Below are 17555 nucleotides of genomic sequence, written 5' to 3'. Positions count from 1 at the left end.
CGGTTACTCCTTGGTGTCTTCGGGAGCAGTCGCATCGGGATGCTGATTGTCTTCAGCCACTGCACGCTCGATCAACGCAGACAGGTGCGCGCCACGCACGACGCTTTCGTCGTAGTGGAAGTGCAGCTGAGGAACACTGCGCAGCTTCATTTCACGCGCCAGTTGCATACGCAGGAAACCAGCCGCCGAGTTCAGTACCTTGATGGTCTGAGCGATATCTTCAGCGTTGTCCTGCCCCATTACGGTGATGAAGATCTTGGCGTGACCCACGTCACGGCTGACTTCAACAGCAGTAATGGTGACCAGACCCACACGCGGATCTTTGACTTCACGACGGATCAGCTGTGCCAGCTCTCGCTGCATCTGATCGCCGATACGTTGGGTACGGCTGTATTCTTTTGCCATGTCTTGTTACCTGTTACTCACCCATGGGAAACCCATGCGTTCTGAAAGCGGCAAACGCCCGGCCAGACAGAAGCCGGACCGGGCGTTGCGTTTAGAGTCCGGGACGGGCCACGTGCATTGGCATGCCGCGGGACGTCCTGGCTCTTGAGGCTCGCGATTTAGAGGCTGCGAGCAACCTGGACCTTCTCGAACACTTCGATCTTGTCGCCGACTTTAACGTCGTTGTAGCTCTTGACGCCGATACCGCATTCCATGCCGGCACGCACTTCGGCAGCGTCATCCTTGAAGCGGCGCAGAGATTCCAGCTCGCCTTCAAAGATAACGATGTCGTCACGAAGTACGCGGATTGGACGGTTACGGTGAACAACACCTTCGAGCACCATGCAACCTGCGATGGCACCAAACTTCGGCGAACGGAATACGTCGCGAACTTCAGCAATACCCAGGATGTTCTCGCGGACATCGCTGCCAAGCATGCCGGTAAGGGCTTTCTTGACGTCTTCGATGATGTCGTAGATGACGTTGTAGTAACGCATGTCCAGGCCTTCCTGCTCGACAATCTTGCGAGCGCCAGCATCAGCACGCACGTTGAAGCCGAACAATACAGCGTTGGAGGCCAGTGCCAGGTTTGCGTCGCTTTCGGTGATACCACCGACGCCGCCGCCCACTACACGCACTTGCACTTCGTCGTTACCCAGGCCGCTCAGGGCGCCCTGCAGGGCTTCCAGCGAACCACGGACGTCAGATTTGAGGACGATGTTAAGCGTCTTCTTCTCTTCCTGGCCCATGTTCTCGAAGATGTTTTCCAGCTTGCCTGCATGAGCACGCGCCAGTTTCACTTCGCGGAACTTGCCTTGACGGAACAGGGCAACTTCACGTGCCTTCTTCTCGTCAGTCATTACGCTCATCTCGTCGCCAGCGTCTGGCGTACCGTCCAGGCCGAGAATCTCGACAGGGATGGATGGACCGGCTTCCTTGATGGCCTTGCCGTTCTCATCGAGCATGGCGCGGATACGGCCATAATTGGAACCGACCAGAACCATGTCGCCTTGACGCAGGGTACCGTCTTGAACCAGCACGGTCGCAACAGGGCCACGGCCTTTGTCCAGACGGGACTCGACAACTACGCCACGGCCTGGAGCCGATGGAGTGGCCTTGAGTTCCAGAACTTCAGCTTGCAGCAAGACGGCTTCGAGCAACTCGTCAACGCCAGTACCCATTTTCGCCGAGACCGAAACAAACGGAGTGTCACCACCCCACTCTTCCGAGGTCACGCCGTGGACGGACAACTCGCTGCGGATGCGATCGAGGTCAGCACCTGGCTTGTCGATTTTGTTCACTGCAACCACCAGCGGCACGCCAGCTGCTTTCGCATGCTGTACAGCTTCGATGGTTTGCGGCATGACGCCGTCGTCAGCAGCCACAACCAGAATCACGATGTCAGTTGCCTTGGCACCACGTGCACGCATTGCGGTAAACGCAGCGTGACCCGGGGTATCGAGGAACGTGACCATGCCGCGTTCGGTTTCAACGTGGTATGCACCGATGTGCTGGGTGATACCGCCTGCTTCGCCAGCCGCAACCTTGGCACGACGAATGTAGTCGAGCAGGGACGTTTTACCGTGGTCAACGTGACCCATTACGGTCACAACCGGAGCACGGGAGAACGACTCGCCTTCGAACTTCAAGGACTCGGCCAGGGAATCTTCCAGGGCGTTGTCGCTGACCAGCGTCACTTTATGGCCCAGTTCTTCAGCAACCAACTGGGCAGTTTCCTGATCCAGAACCTGGTTGATGGTGGCCGGAGTACCCAGCTTGAACATGAACTTGATGACTTCAGCAGCCTTGACCGACATCTGCGCAGCCAAATCGCCGACAGTGATGGTCTCGCCAATCTGTACGTCACGAACAACCGGGCCGGTCGGGCTCTGGAAACCGTGCGCGTTACGTTTTTTCAGCTTGCCTTTGCCACGACCGCCACGGCGGAAGCTATCGCTTTCTTCGTCAGAAGTGCGCGGAGCAACACGTGGTGCAGGGGCTTTTTCTTTAACCGATGCACGATGAGGAGCATTTTTACGCTCGCCATCACCACTGCCGCGACGATTGTTGTCGTCTGCGCGTGGTTTGTCCGGACGACGCTGTTCATCACGCTTACGTGCATCGGCGGCTGGCGCAGGTGCTGGCGCTGCTGCAGGAGCAGCTTGCGCCGGAGCAGGCGCGGCAGGTGCCGCGGCGGCCGGAGTCGAGGCAGGCTGACGGCGCGCTTCTTCTTCGGCGCGACGCTTGGATTCTTCTTCAGCCTTTTGACGTGCAGCATTTTCTACTGCGCGGCGTTCATCCAGCTCACGCTTGCGCTCAGCTTCGATTTCTTCCGGGCTGCGCTGTACGAAGACTTTCTTCTTGCGTACTTCAACGCTGATGCTTTTGCTGCCAGCGACACGCAGGGTGCTGGTGGTTTTACGCTGCAAAGTGATTTTGCGCGGTTCTTCCACTTTCGCCTTGTGGCTGCTTTTCAAGTGAGTCAGCAGAGCTTGCTTCTCACTGTCGGTTACATTCTGCTCGGCGGCGGTGTGCGGCAGACCTGCCTCACGCATCTGCTGCAACAGGCGCTCAACCGGTGTTTTGACCTCATCGGCCAGTTGTTTCACCGTGACTTGCGTCATGCATTTCTCTCCTCAGGCCGCGCCTAATTACTCGAACCAATGGGCTCGGGCGGCCATGATCAACTTGCCGGCACGATCATCGTCAATGCCGTCGATGTCGAGCAGGTCGTCAATAGACTGCTCGGCCAGGTCTTCGCGGGTAATTACGCCGCGCACCGCCAGTTCCATCGCCAAATCCTTGTCCATACCCTCAAGCGAGAGCAGGTCTTCGGCCGGATGGGCGTCTGCCAGCTTTTCCTCAGTAGCGATGGCTTTGGTCAACAAACGATCCTTGGCCCGAGCGCGAAGCTCGTTGACGATATCCTCGTCAAAGCCGTCGATGTTGAGCATCTCCTCCACCGGTACGTAGGCAATCTCTTCCAGGCTGGTGAAGCCCTCATCAACCAGTACCTGCGCCAACTCTTCATCAACTTCGAGTTCTTCGATGAAGTTGCGCAGAATGTCACCGGTCTCTGCTTGCTGCTTAGCCTGGATGTCCGATTCGGTCATCACGTTCAGGGTCCAGCCAGTCAACTGGCTAGCCAAACGTACGTTCTGACCGCCGCGACCAATCGCCTGGGCCAGATTGTCTGCGCCAACGGCGATGTCCATTGCATGGGCATCTTCGTCGACAATAATTGCCGCCACTTCAGCAGGCGACATTGCGTTGATCACGAACTGCGCCGGATTCTCATCCCACAGAACGATATCCACTCGCTCCCCGCCCAATTCGCCGGACACTGCCTGGACGCGCGAACCGCGCATACCAATGCAAGCACCTTGCGGATCAATGCGTTTGTCTTTGGAACGAACGGCTATTTTAGCGCGAGATCCAGGATCGCGGGAGGCCGCCATCACTTCGATCAGGCCTTCGGAGATCTCAGGAACTTCGATCCGGAACAGTTCGATCAGCATTTCAGGCGCGGTACGCGACAGGATCAGCTGAGGACCACGGTTCTCGGTGCGAATCTCTTTCAACAACGCACGAAGTCTTACGCCAACACGGAAAGTTTCACGCGGAATGATGTCTTCACGGGCCAGCAACGCTTCAGCGTTATTGCCCAGGTCGACGATTACATTGTCACGCGTTACTTTCTTGACAGTGCCGGAAATAATTTCGCCAAGACGCTCGCGATAGGCATCAACGACTTGAGCACGTTCAGCTTCGCGGACCTTTTGCACAATTACCTGCTTGGCAGTTTGTGCAGCAATCCGGCCGAATTCGATGGAATCGATTTTTTCTTCGATAATGTCACCGGCCACCGCGCCTGGCTGTTTCGCCTGCGCCTGGTCAACCGCCAACTCGATTGCTGGATCATCCAGATCTTCGTCTTCGACCACGGTCCAGCGACGGAACGTCTCATAGTTACCGGTGTGGCGATTGATCTCCACACGCAGTTCGACTTCGTCTTCAAAACGCTTTTTGGTAGCAGTGGCCAGAGCCAGCTCCAGCGCTTCAAAAATAACGTTTGCCGGTACGCCCTTTTCATTGGACACCGACTCAACAACCAGCAGTACTTCTTTGCTCATCGTACGCCTCGCCTTTCGCAAGCCATTGGATCCGCGGGATCCGCGTCTCAGTCAAAACTGGGAATAATGTTGGCCTTGTCGATCATATCGATCGGCAGCAGGAACTCATGGTCTTCAACTTGCACCACGATATCCTGTTCCTCTACGCCGCGCAGAAGGCCCTGAAAGTTGCGACGCCCTTCGAATGGCGACCGCAGCTTGATCTTCACTTGCTCACCGGCATACTTGGCAAACTGTTCAAGCGTGAACAGAGGGCGTTCCATGCCAGGAGAGGAAACTTCAAGGGTGTATTCAACGGCGATAGGATCTTCAACATCCAGTACGCCACTGATCTGACGGCTCACGATGGCGCAATCGTCCACCAATACACCGCCTTCCTTGTCGATATACACACGCAACATTGAATGGCGGCCTTGAGCCGAAAATTCAATACCCCAGCATTCATAGCCAAGGGCCACGACCACCGGGGCCAACAAGGCCTGCAACTGTTCTAGCTTGCTCGACACCTGAACCCCCTAGTGCATGTTTGTGCATGCTATGCAGAATGAAAAAATGGGCGAAGCGCCCATCCCTGAAACGCCGTTGAATACCGACGTTATAAAGTGTCCAGTTAACAAAAAGCCCCTGAATTAGGGGCTCCGCTAAAACTGGTTGCGGGAGCCGGATTTGAACCGACGACCTTCGGGTTATGAGCCCGACGAGCTACCAGACTGCTCCATCCCGCGACAAAGCTGGAGCGGAAGTATACGGTTGATCCCTTTCAGGGTCAATCCAACCTTCCACATACAAGAAAGCCCGCTATTGCGGGCATTCCTGATAATTGGTACCGAGAAGGGGACTCGAACCCCTACACCCTATGGGCACAACCACCTCAAGGTTGCGTGTCTACCAATTCCACCACCTCGGCAATACTACGTTACATCATGAAACCCGTTTTACTTTTGCTCTTGAGCTGGAGGTACGTCCGTCGCTGGAGAAGCCGACTTTTGCTCTTGAAGCACCGGCACATCATCTGAAGCCGGTTGTTGCTTTGGCGCTTCCAATACTGCTGGATCTGGCAAACCTACTTGAGTCAGCTCTTGAGCTTTCTCTTTAGCAAAGTAACCTAACCCTAAGCTGGTTATGAAAAAACCTGCGGCAAGTATAGCAGTAAACTTACTAAGAAAGGTAGAGGAACCTTGGCTTCCGAACACAGTATTTGATGCACCTGCTCCGAAAGATGCTCCAGCATCCGCACCCTTACCCTGTTGCAGCAATACCAGAGCAATGACGCCCAATGCACCCAACAGATGAAAAACGACTACGACTGTTTCCAGCATTTTCTCAGTTTCCCGCGGCGCGACAGATCGCACCGAACTCATCTGCATTCAGGGAAGCCCCACCAATGAGCCCCCCATCGATATCCGGCATGCTGAACAGTTCGACCGCATTGGCCGCCTTCACGCTGCCGCCGTATAGAAGCCGCACACCTTGTGCCACTTCAGAATTCTTCTGCGCCAGTTGTGCGCGAATGGCCGCATGCACATCTTGCGCTTGCTGCGGTGTTGCGGTCAGCCCGGTGCCAATGGCCCAGACCGGCTCGTACGCAATCACTGCCTTTGCAAAGGCATCAATACCGAACTCATCAATCACTGCGTTCAGCTGACGCTCTACCACTTCAAGCGTTTGCCCTGCTTCGCGCTGCTCCAGGGTTTCCCCTATACACAACACTGGCGTCAAGCCTGAAGACTGAGCAGCTGCAAACTTGCGATTCAGCGTCTCGTTCGACTCACCCAAAATCAGGCGGCGTTCAGAGTGCCCTATCAGCACCAGCTTGCAACCCGCATCCACCAACTGGCTTGAAGATATCTCACCAGTGAGCGCACCTTGCTTTGCATCTACCGCTGCATCCTGAGCACCAACCGAGATTGGCGTATCTTTCAAGCCATTGATTACACGCTCAATAAACAAGTCAGATGGGAAAACTGCAGTTTCAACAACACTCGGCAAGTCCAACTTACGCAGACCATCGATCAGCTCTGCGACGCTAGCGCGGGTACCGTGCATTTTCCAGTTACCAGCTACCATCTTGCGGCGCATGCTTTACCTCGTCGGTCAAAGTGGGCGCAGATGTTACCCAACCACATCCGCGCTGGCAAGCCGAATTCAAGCACAAACTTCACTTACAAGTTTTGCCAGCTCTTCTGCATAGCCACGGACCATGATTTCGTCGTCGCCTTCGACCATGACCCGCACCAATGGCTCTGTACCCGACTTACGCAAAAGCACACGACCGCGGCCTTTCATCGCCTCCGTAACTTGCGCGCACGCCTCCTTGACGGCCGGATGCTCGACGGGATTTACACCACCCGAGAACCGAACATTAAGCAAAACCTGAGGGCATTTGCGAACGGCCTGACGCGACTGGGCAAGGCTTTCCTCACGACGACGCAAAGACAGCAACACCTGAAGCGCAGCAATGATCGCATCGCCGGTCGTTGTGTGTTGAAAGCAGACAATATGACCTGAGTTTTCGCCACCCACTTGCCAGTCGCGCTCTTGAAGACCCGCAATAACGTACCGGTCACCCACGTTGGCACGCACAAAAGGAATACCTAGATCAGCCAAGGCCAACTCAAGTCCAAGATTGCTCATCAGCGTGCCGACCACACCACCTTGCAACTTGCCACGCTCATGCAGATCTCGCGCAATGATGAATAGCAACTCATCACCATCCACGATTGCACCCGTGTGATCCACCATCAGCACCCGGTCGCCATCACCATCAAAGGCAATGCCCAGGTCCGCATGCTCAGCGAGTACGGCCGCTTGCAATTGCCCCATATGGGTCGAGCCGCAATTGTCATTGATGTTGAGGCCATTCGGCTGAGCCGATAACACCGTCACCTCGGCACCCAGCTCTTTGAACACACTGGGGGCAACTTTATACGTCGCACCATGAGCACAATCGATAACGATCTTCAGACCATTGAAGTTGGTGCTTGTCGGGACACTACTCTTACAAAATTCGATGTATCGCCCTGACGCGTCGTTGATGCGCGAGACCTTGCCCAACTTACCGGAATCAACCACAGTCATCGGCGCATCAAGCAACTCTTCGATCATCAACTCGACTTCATCAGGGAGCTTGGCACCCTCACCCGAGAAAAACTTGATGCCGTTATCATCATGAGGATTGTGTGAAGCGCTGATTACAATCCCGGCTTCTGCATGAAAAGTGCGTGTCAGGTACGCGATTGCCGGTGTAGGCATCGGCCCCAGCAACATGACATCCGCCCCTGCAGCCGACAACCCGGCCTCTAGTGCAGACTCAAACATGTAACCGGAAATCCGCGTGTCTTTACCGACCAGAATCCGGCAAGCACCCATACTGCGAAACGCCATACCCGCCGCCCAGCCCAGCTTGAGCATGAAATCAGGGGTAATGGGGTAAACGCCGACCCGACCGCGAATGCCGTCAGTGCCAAAATATTTCTTCGTCATACTTGCTCCATCATTCTTGGTCGGCGGACTCTACCGCTGCGATCATCCGTACCACATCAACCGTTTCGGCTACATCATGGACACGCAAGATACGCGCACCTTTGGTCACTGCCAATGCCGCCAACGCCAGACTGCCGGACAAGCGATCTGTAACTGGCCTATTCAAGGCCTGCCCGATCATGCTTTTACGCGATACGCCTACTAGCAAAGGCCGCCCCAGCGCATGCAATGCCTCCATGTGCTTGAACAGGCTCAAATTGTGCTGAAGGGTTTTGGCAAAGCCAAACCCCGGATCAAGAATGATCCGCTCAACCTCAATGCCGGCCGAAGCGCAAACTTTCATTCGATCCGCAAGAAATGCGGATACCTCGCCCACCAGATCACCGTAATGCGGGTCATTCTGCATGTCGCCGGGCTCACCCAGCATATGCATAAGACACACAGGCAATCCTGTTGCAGCGGCCGCCTCCAGCGCATCCTCTCGGCGCAATGAACGCACATCATTGATCAAGCCAGCACCAAGACTCGCCGACTCGGTCATTACGACAGGCGTGGAGGTGTCGACAGAAATAATGACATCGAGCTCACGACTGATGAGCTCAACAACAGGTGCAACACGCTCCAACTCTTCCTGCGCTGTGACCGCACGCGCACCCGGACGGGTTGACTCGCCGCCCACATCGATGAGCGTTGCTCCCGCCTGAACCATCGCCTGCGCATGACGCAAAGCCGCATCCAGGCGAGCGAACCGACCACCATCAGAGAAAGAGTCAGGGGTTACGTTGAGAATGCCCATCACGTGCGTGTGGGCCAAATCAAGAACCCGGTTGCCGCAAGGCAACCGGGTCGAGGACTGTACAGAAGTCATTTCAAGCCTTAGTGATCTGCTGCCGGACCACCGATCGGTGTTTCCGGACGCTCGGTTTTATCCAGCGTCGGCGCTGTCGGTGTGCCCGAACCATCACCCCAATCACGCGGCTCACGCGGAGGTCGACCCGCCATAATGTCGTCAATCTGATCTGCATCGATCGTCTCGTACTTCATCAGGGCATCAGCCATGGCTTCCAGCTTGTCACGGTTGTCGGTCAGGATCTGCTTGGCCGTTCCGTAGCACTGATCAATGATGCTGCGCACTTCCGAGTCGATCAACTTGGCTGTTTCACCCGAAACATTGGCACCCTGACCGCCGCCGCCACGACCCAGATAGGACTCATCGTCTTCGGCATACATCAAAGGACCCAGTTTTTCGGAAAGGCCCCATTTGGTAACCATATTCCGGGCAATCTGGCTGGCACGCATGATGTCGTTGGAGGCACCTGTAGTGACACCATCAAACCCCAGCGTCATTTCTTCTGCAATACGACCGCCATACAGCGAACAAATCTGACTGATCAGCGCACGCTTGGACAGGCTGTAACGATCCTCTTCAGGCAGGAACATCGTGACACCCAATGCCCGACCACGAGGGATGATCGAAACCTTGTAAACAGGGTCATGCTCAGGCACTACGCGACCAACAATCGCGTGACCCGCTTCGTGGTAAGCCGTGTTCCGTTTTTCCTTGTCCGACATCACCATGGATTTGCGCTCGGCACCCATCATGATTTTGTCTTTGGCCAATTCAAACTCTTTCATCTCCACAACACGCTTACCGGTGCGAGCTGCGAACAGCGAAGCCTCGTTCACCAGGTTAGCCAGGTCAGCCCCTGAAAAGCCGGGCGTACCCCGCGCAATGACGCCTGGCTGAACATCATCCCCAATGGGCACTTTGCGCATGTGAACTTTGAGAATCTGCTCACGACCACGGATATCTGGCAGACCAACCACCACTTGACGGTCGAAACGCCCCGGACGCAACAGAGCCGGGTCAAGCACGTCAGGACGGTTGGTCGCGGCAATTACGATGATGCCATCGTTCATTTCGAAGCCGTCCATCTCAACCAGCAACTGGTTGAGGGTCTGCTCACGCTCGTCGTGACCACCGCCCATGCCAGCACCACGATGGCGACCTACCGCGTCAATCTCGTCGATAAAGATAATGCACGGGGCGTGCTTCTTAGCCTGCTCAAACATGTCGCGAACACGGCTCGCACCCACACCTACAAACATCTCGACAAAGTCAGAGCCTGAAATCGTAAAGAATGGAACCTTGGCTTCACCGGCAATCGCCTTGGCAATCAGGGTTTTACCCGTACCAGGCGGGCCTACCATCAGCACACCACGCGGAATACGACCGCCCAAGCGCTGGAATTTCCCCGGATCTCGCAAGAACTCGACCAGTTCGCCTACTTCTTCTTTGGCTTCGTCGCAGCCTGCAACATCTGCCAAGGTCGTTTTGACCTGGTCTTCAGACAGCAACCGCGCTTTGCTCTTGCCAAAGCTCATCGGGCCGCCTTTACCGCCAGCGCCGCCCTGCATCTGCCGCATGAAGAACATGAAGACCGCAATGATTACCAGAATCGGGAAGCTCGCAACCAGCAGTTGCGTCCAGATACTTTGCTGCTCTGGCAGCTTACCTTCGACAGTGACGTGGTTATCCACCAGATCACCAATCAAACCATTGTCCTGAATTGCCGGACGAATGGTCTTGAAGGTATCGCCATCACTGCGCTTGCCGGTAATCACGTAGCCGTCAACCGCTACGCGCTCGACCTTGCCATCCTTAACTTGCTGGATGAAGTCGGAATAGTTGAGGGTTTGTGGCTCGTTTGGACTGGAGAAGTTGTTCATCACGGTCACAAGGACAGCGGCGATGATCAACCACAGGATCAGATTCTTTGCCATATCGTTCAATTAGCTACCCTCTGAAGCAAGCTCCGCTACTGAAAGCGTGCTTCGCATGATATTCACCGGCATAACTTACTACATTGCCTACAAGGCTTGCAGGCTCCGTCTGTAACCCTTTGTGAAACTTCGACTACACAATATTCGTTATGCCAGATCTGTAAAGCGATACAAATAAAACTATCGCCCTGGTCAGAGACGCTCATCGCTGGCAGAACCTTCAATACCGCGGAAGCCACGACCCAGCAAATACTGCTCCCGGGACCTGTCACGCGATGACAATGGCTTACGCATCTGCACTTTTTCGAACAGCTTACGGATGTCTTTGTGGTACTGGTCGAAGCCTTCCCCCTGGAAGACCTTAATCAGAAAATCACCACCTGGTCGCAATACGCGCCCTGCCAGATCCAGTGCCAATTCACACAGGAACATCGCGCGCGGCATATCAACAGCGGCCAATCCACTCATATTGGGGGCCATATCTGAAATCACAAGGTCTACCTGCGTATTTCCGACGGCCTCCAGTATTTGGGCCAACACATCGTCCTGAGTGAAATCCCCCTGAATGAAGGTCACGTCAGGAATGCTGTCCATTTCCAGGATGTCGGAAGCAATCAAGCGCCCCTGACCACCGATCAGACGACTGGTCACTTGCGACCATCCACCTGGAGCAGCGCCCAGGTCGATCACCGTCATACCGGGGCGAATCAACCGATCACGCTCCTGGATCTCCAACAGCTTGTAGCTGGCACGCGAACGGTATCCGTCTTTCTGCGCCATTTTGACGTAAGGATCGTTGAAATGTTCTTTCAGCCAATTCAGGCTAGTTTTGGAACGGGCCACGGGCCACCTCAAAAAATATAAACGGGTCGTGATTAACTGGGCGGTCTGGGACTCGCTCGGGTAAACTGGCCGCCGCTTTTTACAAGATCAGACACAGGGGTCAGATTATGCCGCTCACTCAAGAGCAGAAGAAACAGTACAAATCCATTGGCCACCATCTGAAACCAGTATTGACTGTGGCTGACAATGGTTTGACTGAAGGTGTTTTAACCGAACTCGAACGCGCATTGGGCGATCACGAGCTGATTAAAATCAAAGTCAACATCCTGGACCGCGAATCTCGCTTGGTTGCCATTGCAGAACTCTGCAAAAGCGGCAAAGCAGAACTGGTTCAGGTGATTGGCAAAATGGCGCTTCTGTACCGCAAGAACGTCAATGTAAACAAGCAACTGTCGAACATCCACCGCTTCAAGTGATGTCGACAAGGGTCAAGGGCGTGCAAAGCGCGCCCTGATACTCTCACCCGGAATAGGCTGAAGCACCAGAATCAAACCCGAAAAGCCAGCCAACCAGTAAAAAAACGACTGCCAGCGCAATGCTTCAGTCAGCCATGAATGCCCTGCGAGATACAACGCACAACCGACCAGCGCCATCAGCAACAGCTGCCCACGCAGGTCGCGCCAAATACTCTCAACGCCCTCAGTCCTGGCCAATACCAGCGCCTGCACAAACACGCAGACGGCTGAAAATATGACCAGCAGCACTTCAAGCGTATTGCCGATCTCTTCTACCAACAACGGCGCCAGTCCGATTTGGGCCAGCACCGGCATCAATCCTAAATGCATCAACCACAGACCGCCAACCCACAACACCTGGGTTAGCTGCCAAACCAGTGCGCCCGCTCGAAGCGGGCGCCTGTGTTCAGATGTGGCGAACTTCAACAATCTCGTACTCGATCACACCGCTTGGCGTCTTCACAGCCACCACATCGCCCTCTTCCTTGGCGATCAAGGCACGAGCAAGCGGGGACCCGACAGAGATTTTTCCGAGCTTGAAATCAGCCTCATCCTCACCAACGATCTGGTAGGTCACGCTTTCATCAGTTTCAACGTTAGCGATCTCTACCGTCGTACCGAAAATCACCTTTCCGGTATGGGGGATGGTCGTCACATCGATAATGACTGCGTTCTGCATGCGGCCTTCGATATCACGAATGCGCGCTTCCACCATGCCTTGCTGTTCACGAGCTGCATGATATTCAGCGTTTTCCTTCAGGTCACCCAGCTCCCGTGCCGTGCCAATGTCCTGGCTCAACTTGGGCCGAACAACCTTCGTCAGGTGCGCATGCTCTTCTTCGAGGGCTTTGGCGCCCTGAACCGTCATTGGGTATTTGGTTATGCTCATGCCTTCAATCCTGCGTGTAGATCCTGCAAGCGACGTACGGTTTTTTCAGGGCCGAATTTAAGCGCTTCACAGATCGCTTCGCCAGCAGCAATGGTCGTGGTGCAATAAATCTTGTGCTGCAAGGCGTTACGACGAATGGAATAAGAGTCAGCAATCGACTGACGACCTTCAGTTGTGTTGATAATCAGCGTGACTTCGTCATTTTTGATCATATCGACAACGTGAGGGCGACCTTCGGTCACCTTGTTGACACGGCGTACCTTCAATCCTGCCGCTTCAATAAACTTGGCCGTGCCCGCTGTGGAAACCACCTCGAAGCCCAAAGCGATCAGGTCACGCGCAACACCTGCCACCAAAGGCTTGTCGTCATCACGCACACTGATAAAGGCGGTGCCGCCAGTTGGCAATACTTCGCTCGCGCCCATTTGAGCCTTCGCAAATGCCTCACCGAAGGTATCACCTACCCCCATCACTTCACCGGTGGACTTCATCTCAGGACCAAGGATCGGGTCAACACCCGGGAATTTGGCGAACGGGAACACCGCTTCTTTCACACTGTAGAAGTTAGGAATGATTTCTTTGGTGAAACCGATTTCCTTCAGGGTTTTACCTGCCATGACGCGCGCAGCAATCATTGCCAGTGAGACACCAATGCACTTGGAGACAAAAGGAACGGTGCGCGAAGCGCGCGGGTTCACTTCAATTACGTAGATGTCTTCCCCTTGCAGTGCCAGTTGAACGTTCATCAGGCCGACAACACCCAACTCCAGCGCCATCTTCTTGACCTGTTCGCGCATCTCGTCCTGGATGTGCAGTGGCAGCGAGTAAGGAGGCAACGAGCAAGCGGAGTCGCCCGAGTGAACGCCTGCCTGCTCAATGTGCTGCATGATCGCGCCGATCACGACATCCGTACCGTCACAAACCGCGTCAACATCCATCTCGATGGCACAGTTCAGGAAGTGATCCAGCAGAACCGGGCTGTCGTTAGACACCTTCACCGCGTCACGCAGGTAGCGCTTGAGTTCTTCCTCTTCGTACACGATTTCCATCGCACGGCCGCCCAGCACGTAGGAAGGACGAACCACCAGCGGGTAACCGATTTTGCTGGCCGCGCGGATGGCTTCATCTTCACTGCGCACGGTTGCGTTTGGCGGCTGACGCAGGTTCAAACGCTCGACCATTTGCTGGAAGCGCTCACGGTCTTCAGCACGGTCGATTGCATCCGGGCTGGTGCCAATGATCGGCACGCCAGCTTCTTCAAGTGCACGCGCCAGCTTCAGTGGCGTCTGACCGCCGTACTGAACAATCACACCTTTTGGCTTCTCGACCCGTACGATTTCCAGAACGTCTTCCAGAGTGACAGACTCGAAATACAGACGATCCGAAGTGTCGTAGTCCGTCGAAACTGTTTCCGGGTTGCAGTTGACCATGATGGTTTCGTAACCATCAGCACGCAACGCGAGAGCCGCGTGTACGCAGCAGTAGTCAAACTCGATACCTTGACCAATACGGTTCGGACCGCCACCCAGAATGATGATTTTGTCGCGATCCGAAGGATTCGCTTCACACTCTTCCTCATAGGTCGAGTACATGTAGGCGGTGTCGGTGGCGAACTCGGCTGCACAGGTATCAACACGCTTATAAACCGGGAACACTTCCAGCTTGTGGCGATGGCGACGCAGGTTTTTCTCGGTAACCCCCAGCAGCTTGGCCAGACGCTGATCCGAAAAACCCTTGCGCTTGAGGCGATACATCATGTCGCGGTCGATGCTGGCAAGACCCAGCGTCTTAATTTTCTCTTCGTCCTTGATCAGGTCTTCGATCTGCACCAGGAACCAAGGATCAATCATGTTCATGCCAAAGATGTCTTCGACCGTCATGCCTGCACGGAATGCGTCAGCTACGTACCAGATGCGCTCAGCGCCCGGCACTGTCAGCTCGCGCTTGAGCACGGCCATGCTTTCCGGGTTGCTCAGGTCCAGTTTTTCATCCAGACCGCACACACCGACTTCAAGGCCACGCAACGCCTTTTGCAGAGACTCCTGGAAAGTCCGGCCAATGGCCATAACCTCGCCAACAGACTTCATTTGCGTGGTCAGTCGTGCATCAGCCTTGGAGAACTTCTCGAAGGCGAAGCGAGGCATTTTGGTCACGACGTAGTCGATAGAAGGCTCGAAAGAGGCTGGCGTCTTGCCACCCGTGATTTCGTTTTGCAGCTCATCAAGGGTATAGCCAATCGCCAGCTTGGCAGCGATACGCGCAATCGGGAAACCCGTGGCTTTGGAGGCCAGCGCGGACGAACGGGACACGCGCGGATTCATTTCGATGACGACCATGCGGCCAGTATCCGGGCAAATACCGAACTGAACGTTGGAACCGCCCGTTTCGACGCCGATCTCACGCAGTACCGCCAGCGAGGCGTTACGCATGATCTGGTATTCCTTGTCCGTCAGGGTCTGTGCAGGCGCAACAGTGATCGAGTCACCGGTGTGCACACCCATCGGGTCGAAGTTCTCGATCGAGCAGACGATGATGCAGTTGTCCTTTTTATCGCGGACAACTTCCATCTCGTACTCTTTCCAGCCGATCAGCGACTCGTCGATCAGCAGCTCTTTGGTTGGAGATAGATCCAGGCCGCGGGAGCAGATCTCTTCAAACTCTTCGCGGTTATAAGCAATACCACCACCCGTGCCGCCCATGGTGAAGGACGGACGAATGATGCACGGGAAGCCAAGCTTCTCGAGAACGGCGTTAGCCTCCTCCATGCTGTGAGCAATGCCAGAACGCGGGCAATCAAGACCGATCGACTTCATCGCCTTGTCGAAACGCGAACGATCCTCAGCCTTGTCGATGGTGTCCGCATTGGCACCAATCATCTCTACATTGAATTTCTCCAGAACGCCTTCGCGCTCCAGGTCCAATGCACAGTTCAGCGCCGTCTGCCCACCCATGGTAGGCAACAGGGCATCAGGACGTTCTTTTTCGATGATCTTGGCGACCGTTTGCCACTTGATAGGCTCGATGTACGTGGCATCGGCCATGTCCGGGTCGGTCATGATGGTGGCCGGGTTGGAGTTCACCAGAATGACTCGGTAACCCTCTTCACGCAGTGCCTTGCAGGCCTGAGCGCCGGAGTAGTCGAACTCACACGCCTGGCCGATAACAATCGGGCCAGCGCCGAGAATCAGAATGCTTTTTATGTCTGTACGTTTTGGCATGGGTTTGTCACTCAAATCCGCAGGTCAGTGGGCAAGCCGGTAGTCTTTTTCCTGAAGCCTCCAAGGGCCGCCGGTATTCGGGGCCGCCTTGGACGACTTCATCTGGGAAAAGGATTAGCGGCGCTTGGCCATCTCGTTGATGAAACGGTCGAACAGCGGTGCTACGTCGTTCGGGCCCGGGCTCGCTTCAGGGTGGCCCTGGAAGCTGAATGCGCTCTTGTCGGTCAGCTCGATGCCCTGCAGCGTGCCGTCAAACAGCGACTTGTGGATCGCACGCACGTTGGCAGGCAACGTCGCTTCATCCACTGCAAAACCGTGGTTCTGACTGGTGATCATCACAACGCCCGTGTCCAGATCCTGCACCGGGTGGTTAGCACCATGGTGGCCATGACCCATCTTCACCGTCTTGGCACCGGAGGCCAGCGCCAACAGTTGATGACCAAGACAGATGCCGAATACTGGAATTTCGGTTGTCAGCACTTGCTGGATGGCTTTGATTGCGTAATCGCAAGGCTCTGGATCGCCTGGGCCGTTGGACAGGAACACGCCATCCGGATTCAACGCCAGTACATCGCTGGCTGGGGTCTGAGCCGGCACGACGGTTACGCGGCAACCGCGTTCTACCAACATGCGCAAAATGTTCCACTTCACGCCGTAGTCGTATGCCACAACGTGATAAGGCAGCTCGGAGGCGTCGATAGTCGGGTGACTGTCGGTCGCCAGGTTCCAGACACTAGAGCGCCACTCGTACGTTTTTTCGGTACTGACAACTTTCGCCAGGTCCATGCCTTTCAGGCCCGGGAAACCACGCGCAGCTGCAATGGCTGCCTCATCCGAGATGTTATCGCCCGCCATGATGCAGCCGTTTTGCGAGCCTTTCTCGCGCAGGATACGGGTCAGGCGACGGGTATCAATGCCTGCAATCGCCACAACATTATTGGCTTTCAGGTAATCGGACAGCGACATCGTGTTACGCCAGTTGCTCGCGACCAAAGGCAGATCACGAATAACCAAACCTGCGGACCAGACACGATCAGACTCGGCATCTTCCGGGGTAGTACCGGTATTGCCTACATGCGGGTAAGTCAGGGTAACGATTTGCTGAGCGTAGGAAGGATCGGTAAGGATTTCCTGATAGCCGGTCATTGCGGTGTTAAAAACGACCTCACCAACGGTTTGACCGTCGGCTCCAATGGCTTCGCCGCGAAAAATGCTGCCATCAGCAAGGGCGAGTATGGCTTGCTTAGTCAAGAAGACCTCCCGTAAATAAAGCCTGAAAGGGCGATCGCAGGTTGTAAAAAAGCGG

At 55.2% G+C, this 17555-nt stretch carries 15 protein-coding genes and 2 tRNA genes; 1 reads left to right on the top strand and 16 read right to left on the bottom strand.

From position 1 onward, the window contains the following. Positions 1-3: 3 nt before the first annotated feature. The 12 genes from rbfA to rlmE all read right to left on the bottom strand — a co-directional run bounded on the left by rbfA (position 4) and on the right by rlmE (position 11687). Positions 4-405: a 30S ribosome-binding factor RbfA gene (gene rbfA, locus TU74_RS16380; protein WP_047277524.1), complete on the bottom strand. Its 402-nt coding sequence runs from the start codon at positions 403-405 to the stop codon at positions 4-6. A gap of 158 nt (positions 406-563) precedes the next feature. Continuing rightward, entirely contained in the window at positions 564-3068 is a 2505-nt protein-coding gene (gene infB / locus TU74_RS16375; protein ID WP_047277526.1) for a translation initiation factor IF-2, read from the bottom strand. Positions 3069-3095: 27 nt separating this feature from the next. Next, positions 3096-4577 (bottom strand): transcription termination factor NusA, encoded by a 1482-nt coding sequence (gene nusA, locus TU74_RS16370; protein WP_047277528.1) that lies wholly within the window; start codon positions 4575-4577, stop codon positions 3096-3098. 47 nt (positions 4578-4624) lie between these two features. Next, the gene (gene rimP / locus TU74_RS16365) at positions 4625-5083 is read right to left on the bottom strand and encodes a ribosome maturation factor RimP (RefSeq protein WP_047277531.1); all 459 of its coding nucleotides are present in this window, start codon (positions 5081-5083) and stop codon (positions 4625-4627) included. 142 nt (positions 5084-5225) lie between these two features. Beyond that, a tRNA-Met gene (locus TU74_RS16360) sits at positions 5226-5302 on the bottom strand. 96 nt (positions 5303-5398) lie between these two features. Beyond that, positions 5399-5484: transfer RNA gene (locus TU74_RS16355), tRNA-Leu, on the bottom strand. Positions 5485-5512: 28 nt separating this feature from the next. Further along, complete coding sequence (secG, locus tag TU74_RS16350) at positions 5513-5896, bottom strand: preprotein translocase subunit SecG (protein WP_047277533.1); 384 nt, start codon at positions 5894-5896, stop codon at positions 5513-5515. Positions 5897-5900: 4 nt separating this feature from the next. Beyond that, on the bottom strand, positions 5901-6656 hold the full coding sequence (tpiA, locus tag TU74_RS16345; RefSeq protein WP_047281250.1) for a triose-phosphate isomerase: 756 nt from the start codon (positions 6654-6656) through the stop codon (positions 5901-5903). A 66-nt stretch (positions 6657-6722) separates the two neighbouring features. Continuing rightward, positions 6723-8060 (bottom strand): phosphoglucosamine mutase, encoded by a 1338-nt coding sequence (gene glmM / locus TU74_RS16340; protein WP_048377102.1) that lies wholly within the window; start codon positions 8058-8060, stop codon positions 6723-6725. A gap of 10 nt (positions 8061-8070) precedes the next feature. Beyond that, complete coding sequence (gene folP / locus TU74_RS16335) at positions 8071-8928, bottom strand: dihydropteroate synthase (protein ID WP_048377101.1); 858 nt, start codon at positions 8926-8928, stop codon at positions 8071-8073. Positions 8929-8936: 8 nt separating this feature from the next. Further along, complete coding sequence (gene ftsH, locus TU74_RS16330) at positions 8937-10844, bottom strand: ATP-dependent zinc metalloprotease FtsH (RefSeq protein WP_047277542.1); 1908 nt, start codon at positions 10842-10844, stop codon at positions 8937-8939. 192 nt (positions 10845-11036) lie between these two features. Continuing rightward, positions 11037-11687, bottom strand: coding sequence for a 23S rRNA (uridine(2552)-2'-O)-methyltransferase RlmE (gene rlmE / locus TU74_RS16325; RefSeq protein WP_047277544.1), 651 nt, complete (start codon positions 11685-11687; stop codon positions 11037-11039). Positions 11688-11794: 107 nt separating this feature from the next. Here rlmE and TU74_RS16320 point away from each other — a divergent pair, with 107 nt between their 5' ends. Continuing rightward, entirely contained in the window at positions 11795-12103 is a 309-nt protein-coding gene (locus tag TU74_RS16320) for a YhbY family RNA-binding protein (protein ID WP_048377100.1), read from the top strand. Positions 12104-12115: 12 nt separating this feature from the next. On the opposite strand, the gene TU74_RS16315 is transcribed toward TU74_RS16320, so the two are convergent. From TU74_RS16315 to carA, 4 genes are all read right to left on the bottom strand, one after another. Next, positions 12116-12520 carry a hypothetical protein gene (locus TU74_RS16315; RefSeq protein ID WP_048377124.1) on the bottom strand — a complete coding sequence of 135 codons (405 nt, stop codon included), beginning with the start codon at positions 12518-12520 and terminating at the stop codon, positions 12116-12118. 28 nt (positions 12521-12548) lie between these two features. Beyond that, positions 12549-13025, bottom strand: a complete 477-nt coding sequence (greA, locus tag TU74_RS16310; protein WP_047277680.1) for a transcription elongation factor GreA — start codon at positions 13023-13025, stop codon at positions 12549-12551. Positions 13026-13027: 2 nt separating this feature from the next. Then, entirely contained in the window at positions 13028-16249 is a 3222-nt protein-coding gene (gene carB / locus TU74_RS16305) for a carbamoyl-phosphate synthase large subunit (RefSeq protein ID WP_047281252.1), read from the bottom strand. Positions 16250-16363: 114 nt separating this feature from the next. Beyond that, positions 16364-17500 carry a glutamine-hydrolyzing carbamoyl-phosphate synthase small subunit gene (carA, locus tag TU74_RS16300; RefSeq protein ID WP_047278439.1) on the bottom strand — a complete coding sequence of 379 codons (1137 nt, stop codon included), beginning with the start codon at positions 17498-17500 and terminating at the stop codon, positions 16364-16366. Positions 17501-17555 lie beyond the last annotated feature (55 nt).

This window comes from Pseudomonas lundensis, from assembly GCF_001042985.1.
GTDB classification, from domain to species: domain Bacteria; phylum Pseudomonadota; class Gammaproteobacteria; order Pseudomonadales; family Pseudomonadaceae; genus Aquipseudomonas; species Aquipseudomonas lundensis.
Note: the sequence above shows the minus strand (reverse complement) of the source record. Positions and strands in the feature narration are given on the sequence as shown.

Excerpts from the sequence above, each read along its gene's own strand:
- rbfA (WP_047277524.1), bottom strand. The coding sequence starts at position 405 with ATGGCAAAAGAATACAGCCGTACCCAACGTATCGGCGATCAGATGCAG.
- infB (WP_047277526.1), bottom strand. The coding sequence starts at position 3,068 with ATGACGCAAGTCACGGTGAAACAACTGGCCGATGAGGTCAAAACACCG.
- nusA (WP_047277528.1), bottom strand. The coding sequence starts at position 4,577 with ATGAGCAAAGAAGTACTGCTGGTTGTTGAGTCGGTGTCCAATGAAAAG.
- secG (WP_047277533.1), bottom strand. The coding sequence starts at position 5,896 with ATGCTGGAAACAGTCGTAGTCGTTTTTCATCTGTTGGGTGCATTGGGC.
- tpiA (WP_047281250.1), bottom strand. The coding sequence starts at position 6,656 with ATGCGCCGCAAGATGGTAGCTGGTAACTGGAAAATGCACGGTACCCGC.
- glmM (WP_048377102.1), bottom strand. The coding sequence starts at position 8,060 with ATGACGAAGAAATATTTTGGCACTGACGGCATTCGCGGTCGGGTCGGC.
- folP (WP_048377101.1), bottom strand. The coding sequence starts at position 8,928 with ATGACTTCTGTACAGTCCTCGACCCGGTTGCCTTGCGGCAACCGGGTT.
- ftsH (WP_047277542.1), bottom strand. The coding sequence starts at position 10,844 with ATGGCAAAGAATCTGATCCTGTGGTTGATCATCGCCGCTGTCCTTGTG.
- TU74_RS16320 (WP_048377100.1), top strand. The coding sequence starts at position 11,795 with ATGCCGCTCACTCAAGAGCAGAAGAAACAGTACAAATCCATTGGCCAC.
- carB (WP_047281252.1), bottom strand. The coding sequence starts at position 16,249 with ATGCCAAAACGTACAGACATAAAAAGCATTCTGATTCTCGGCGCTGGC.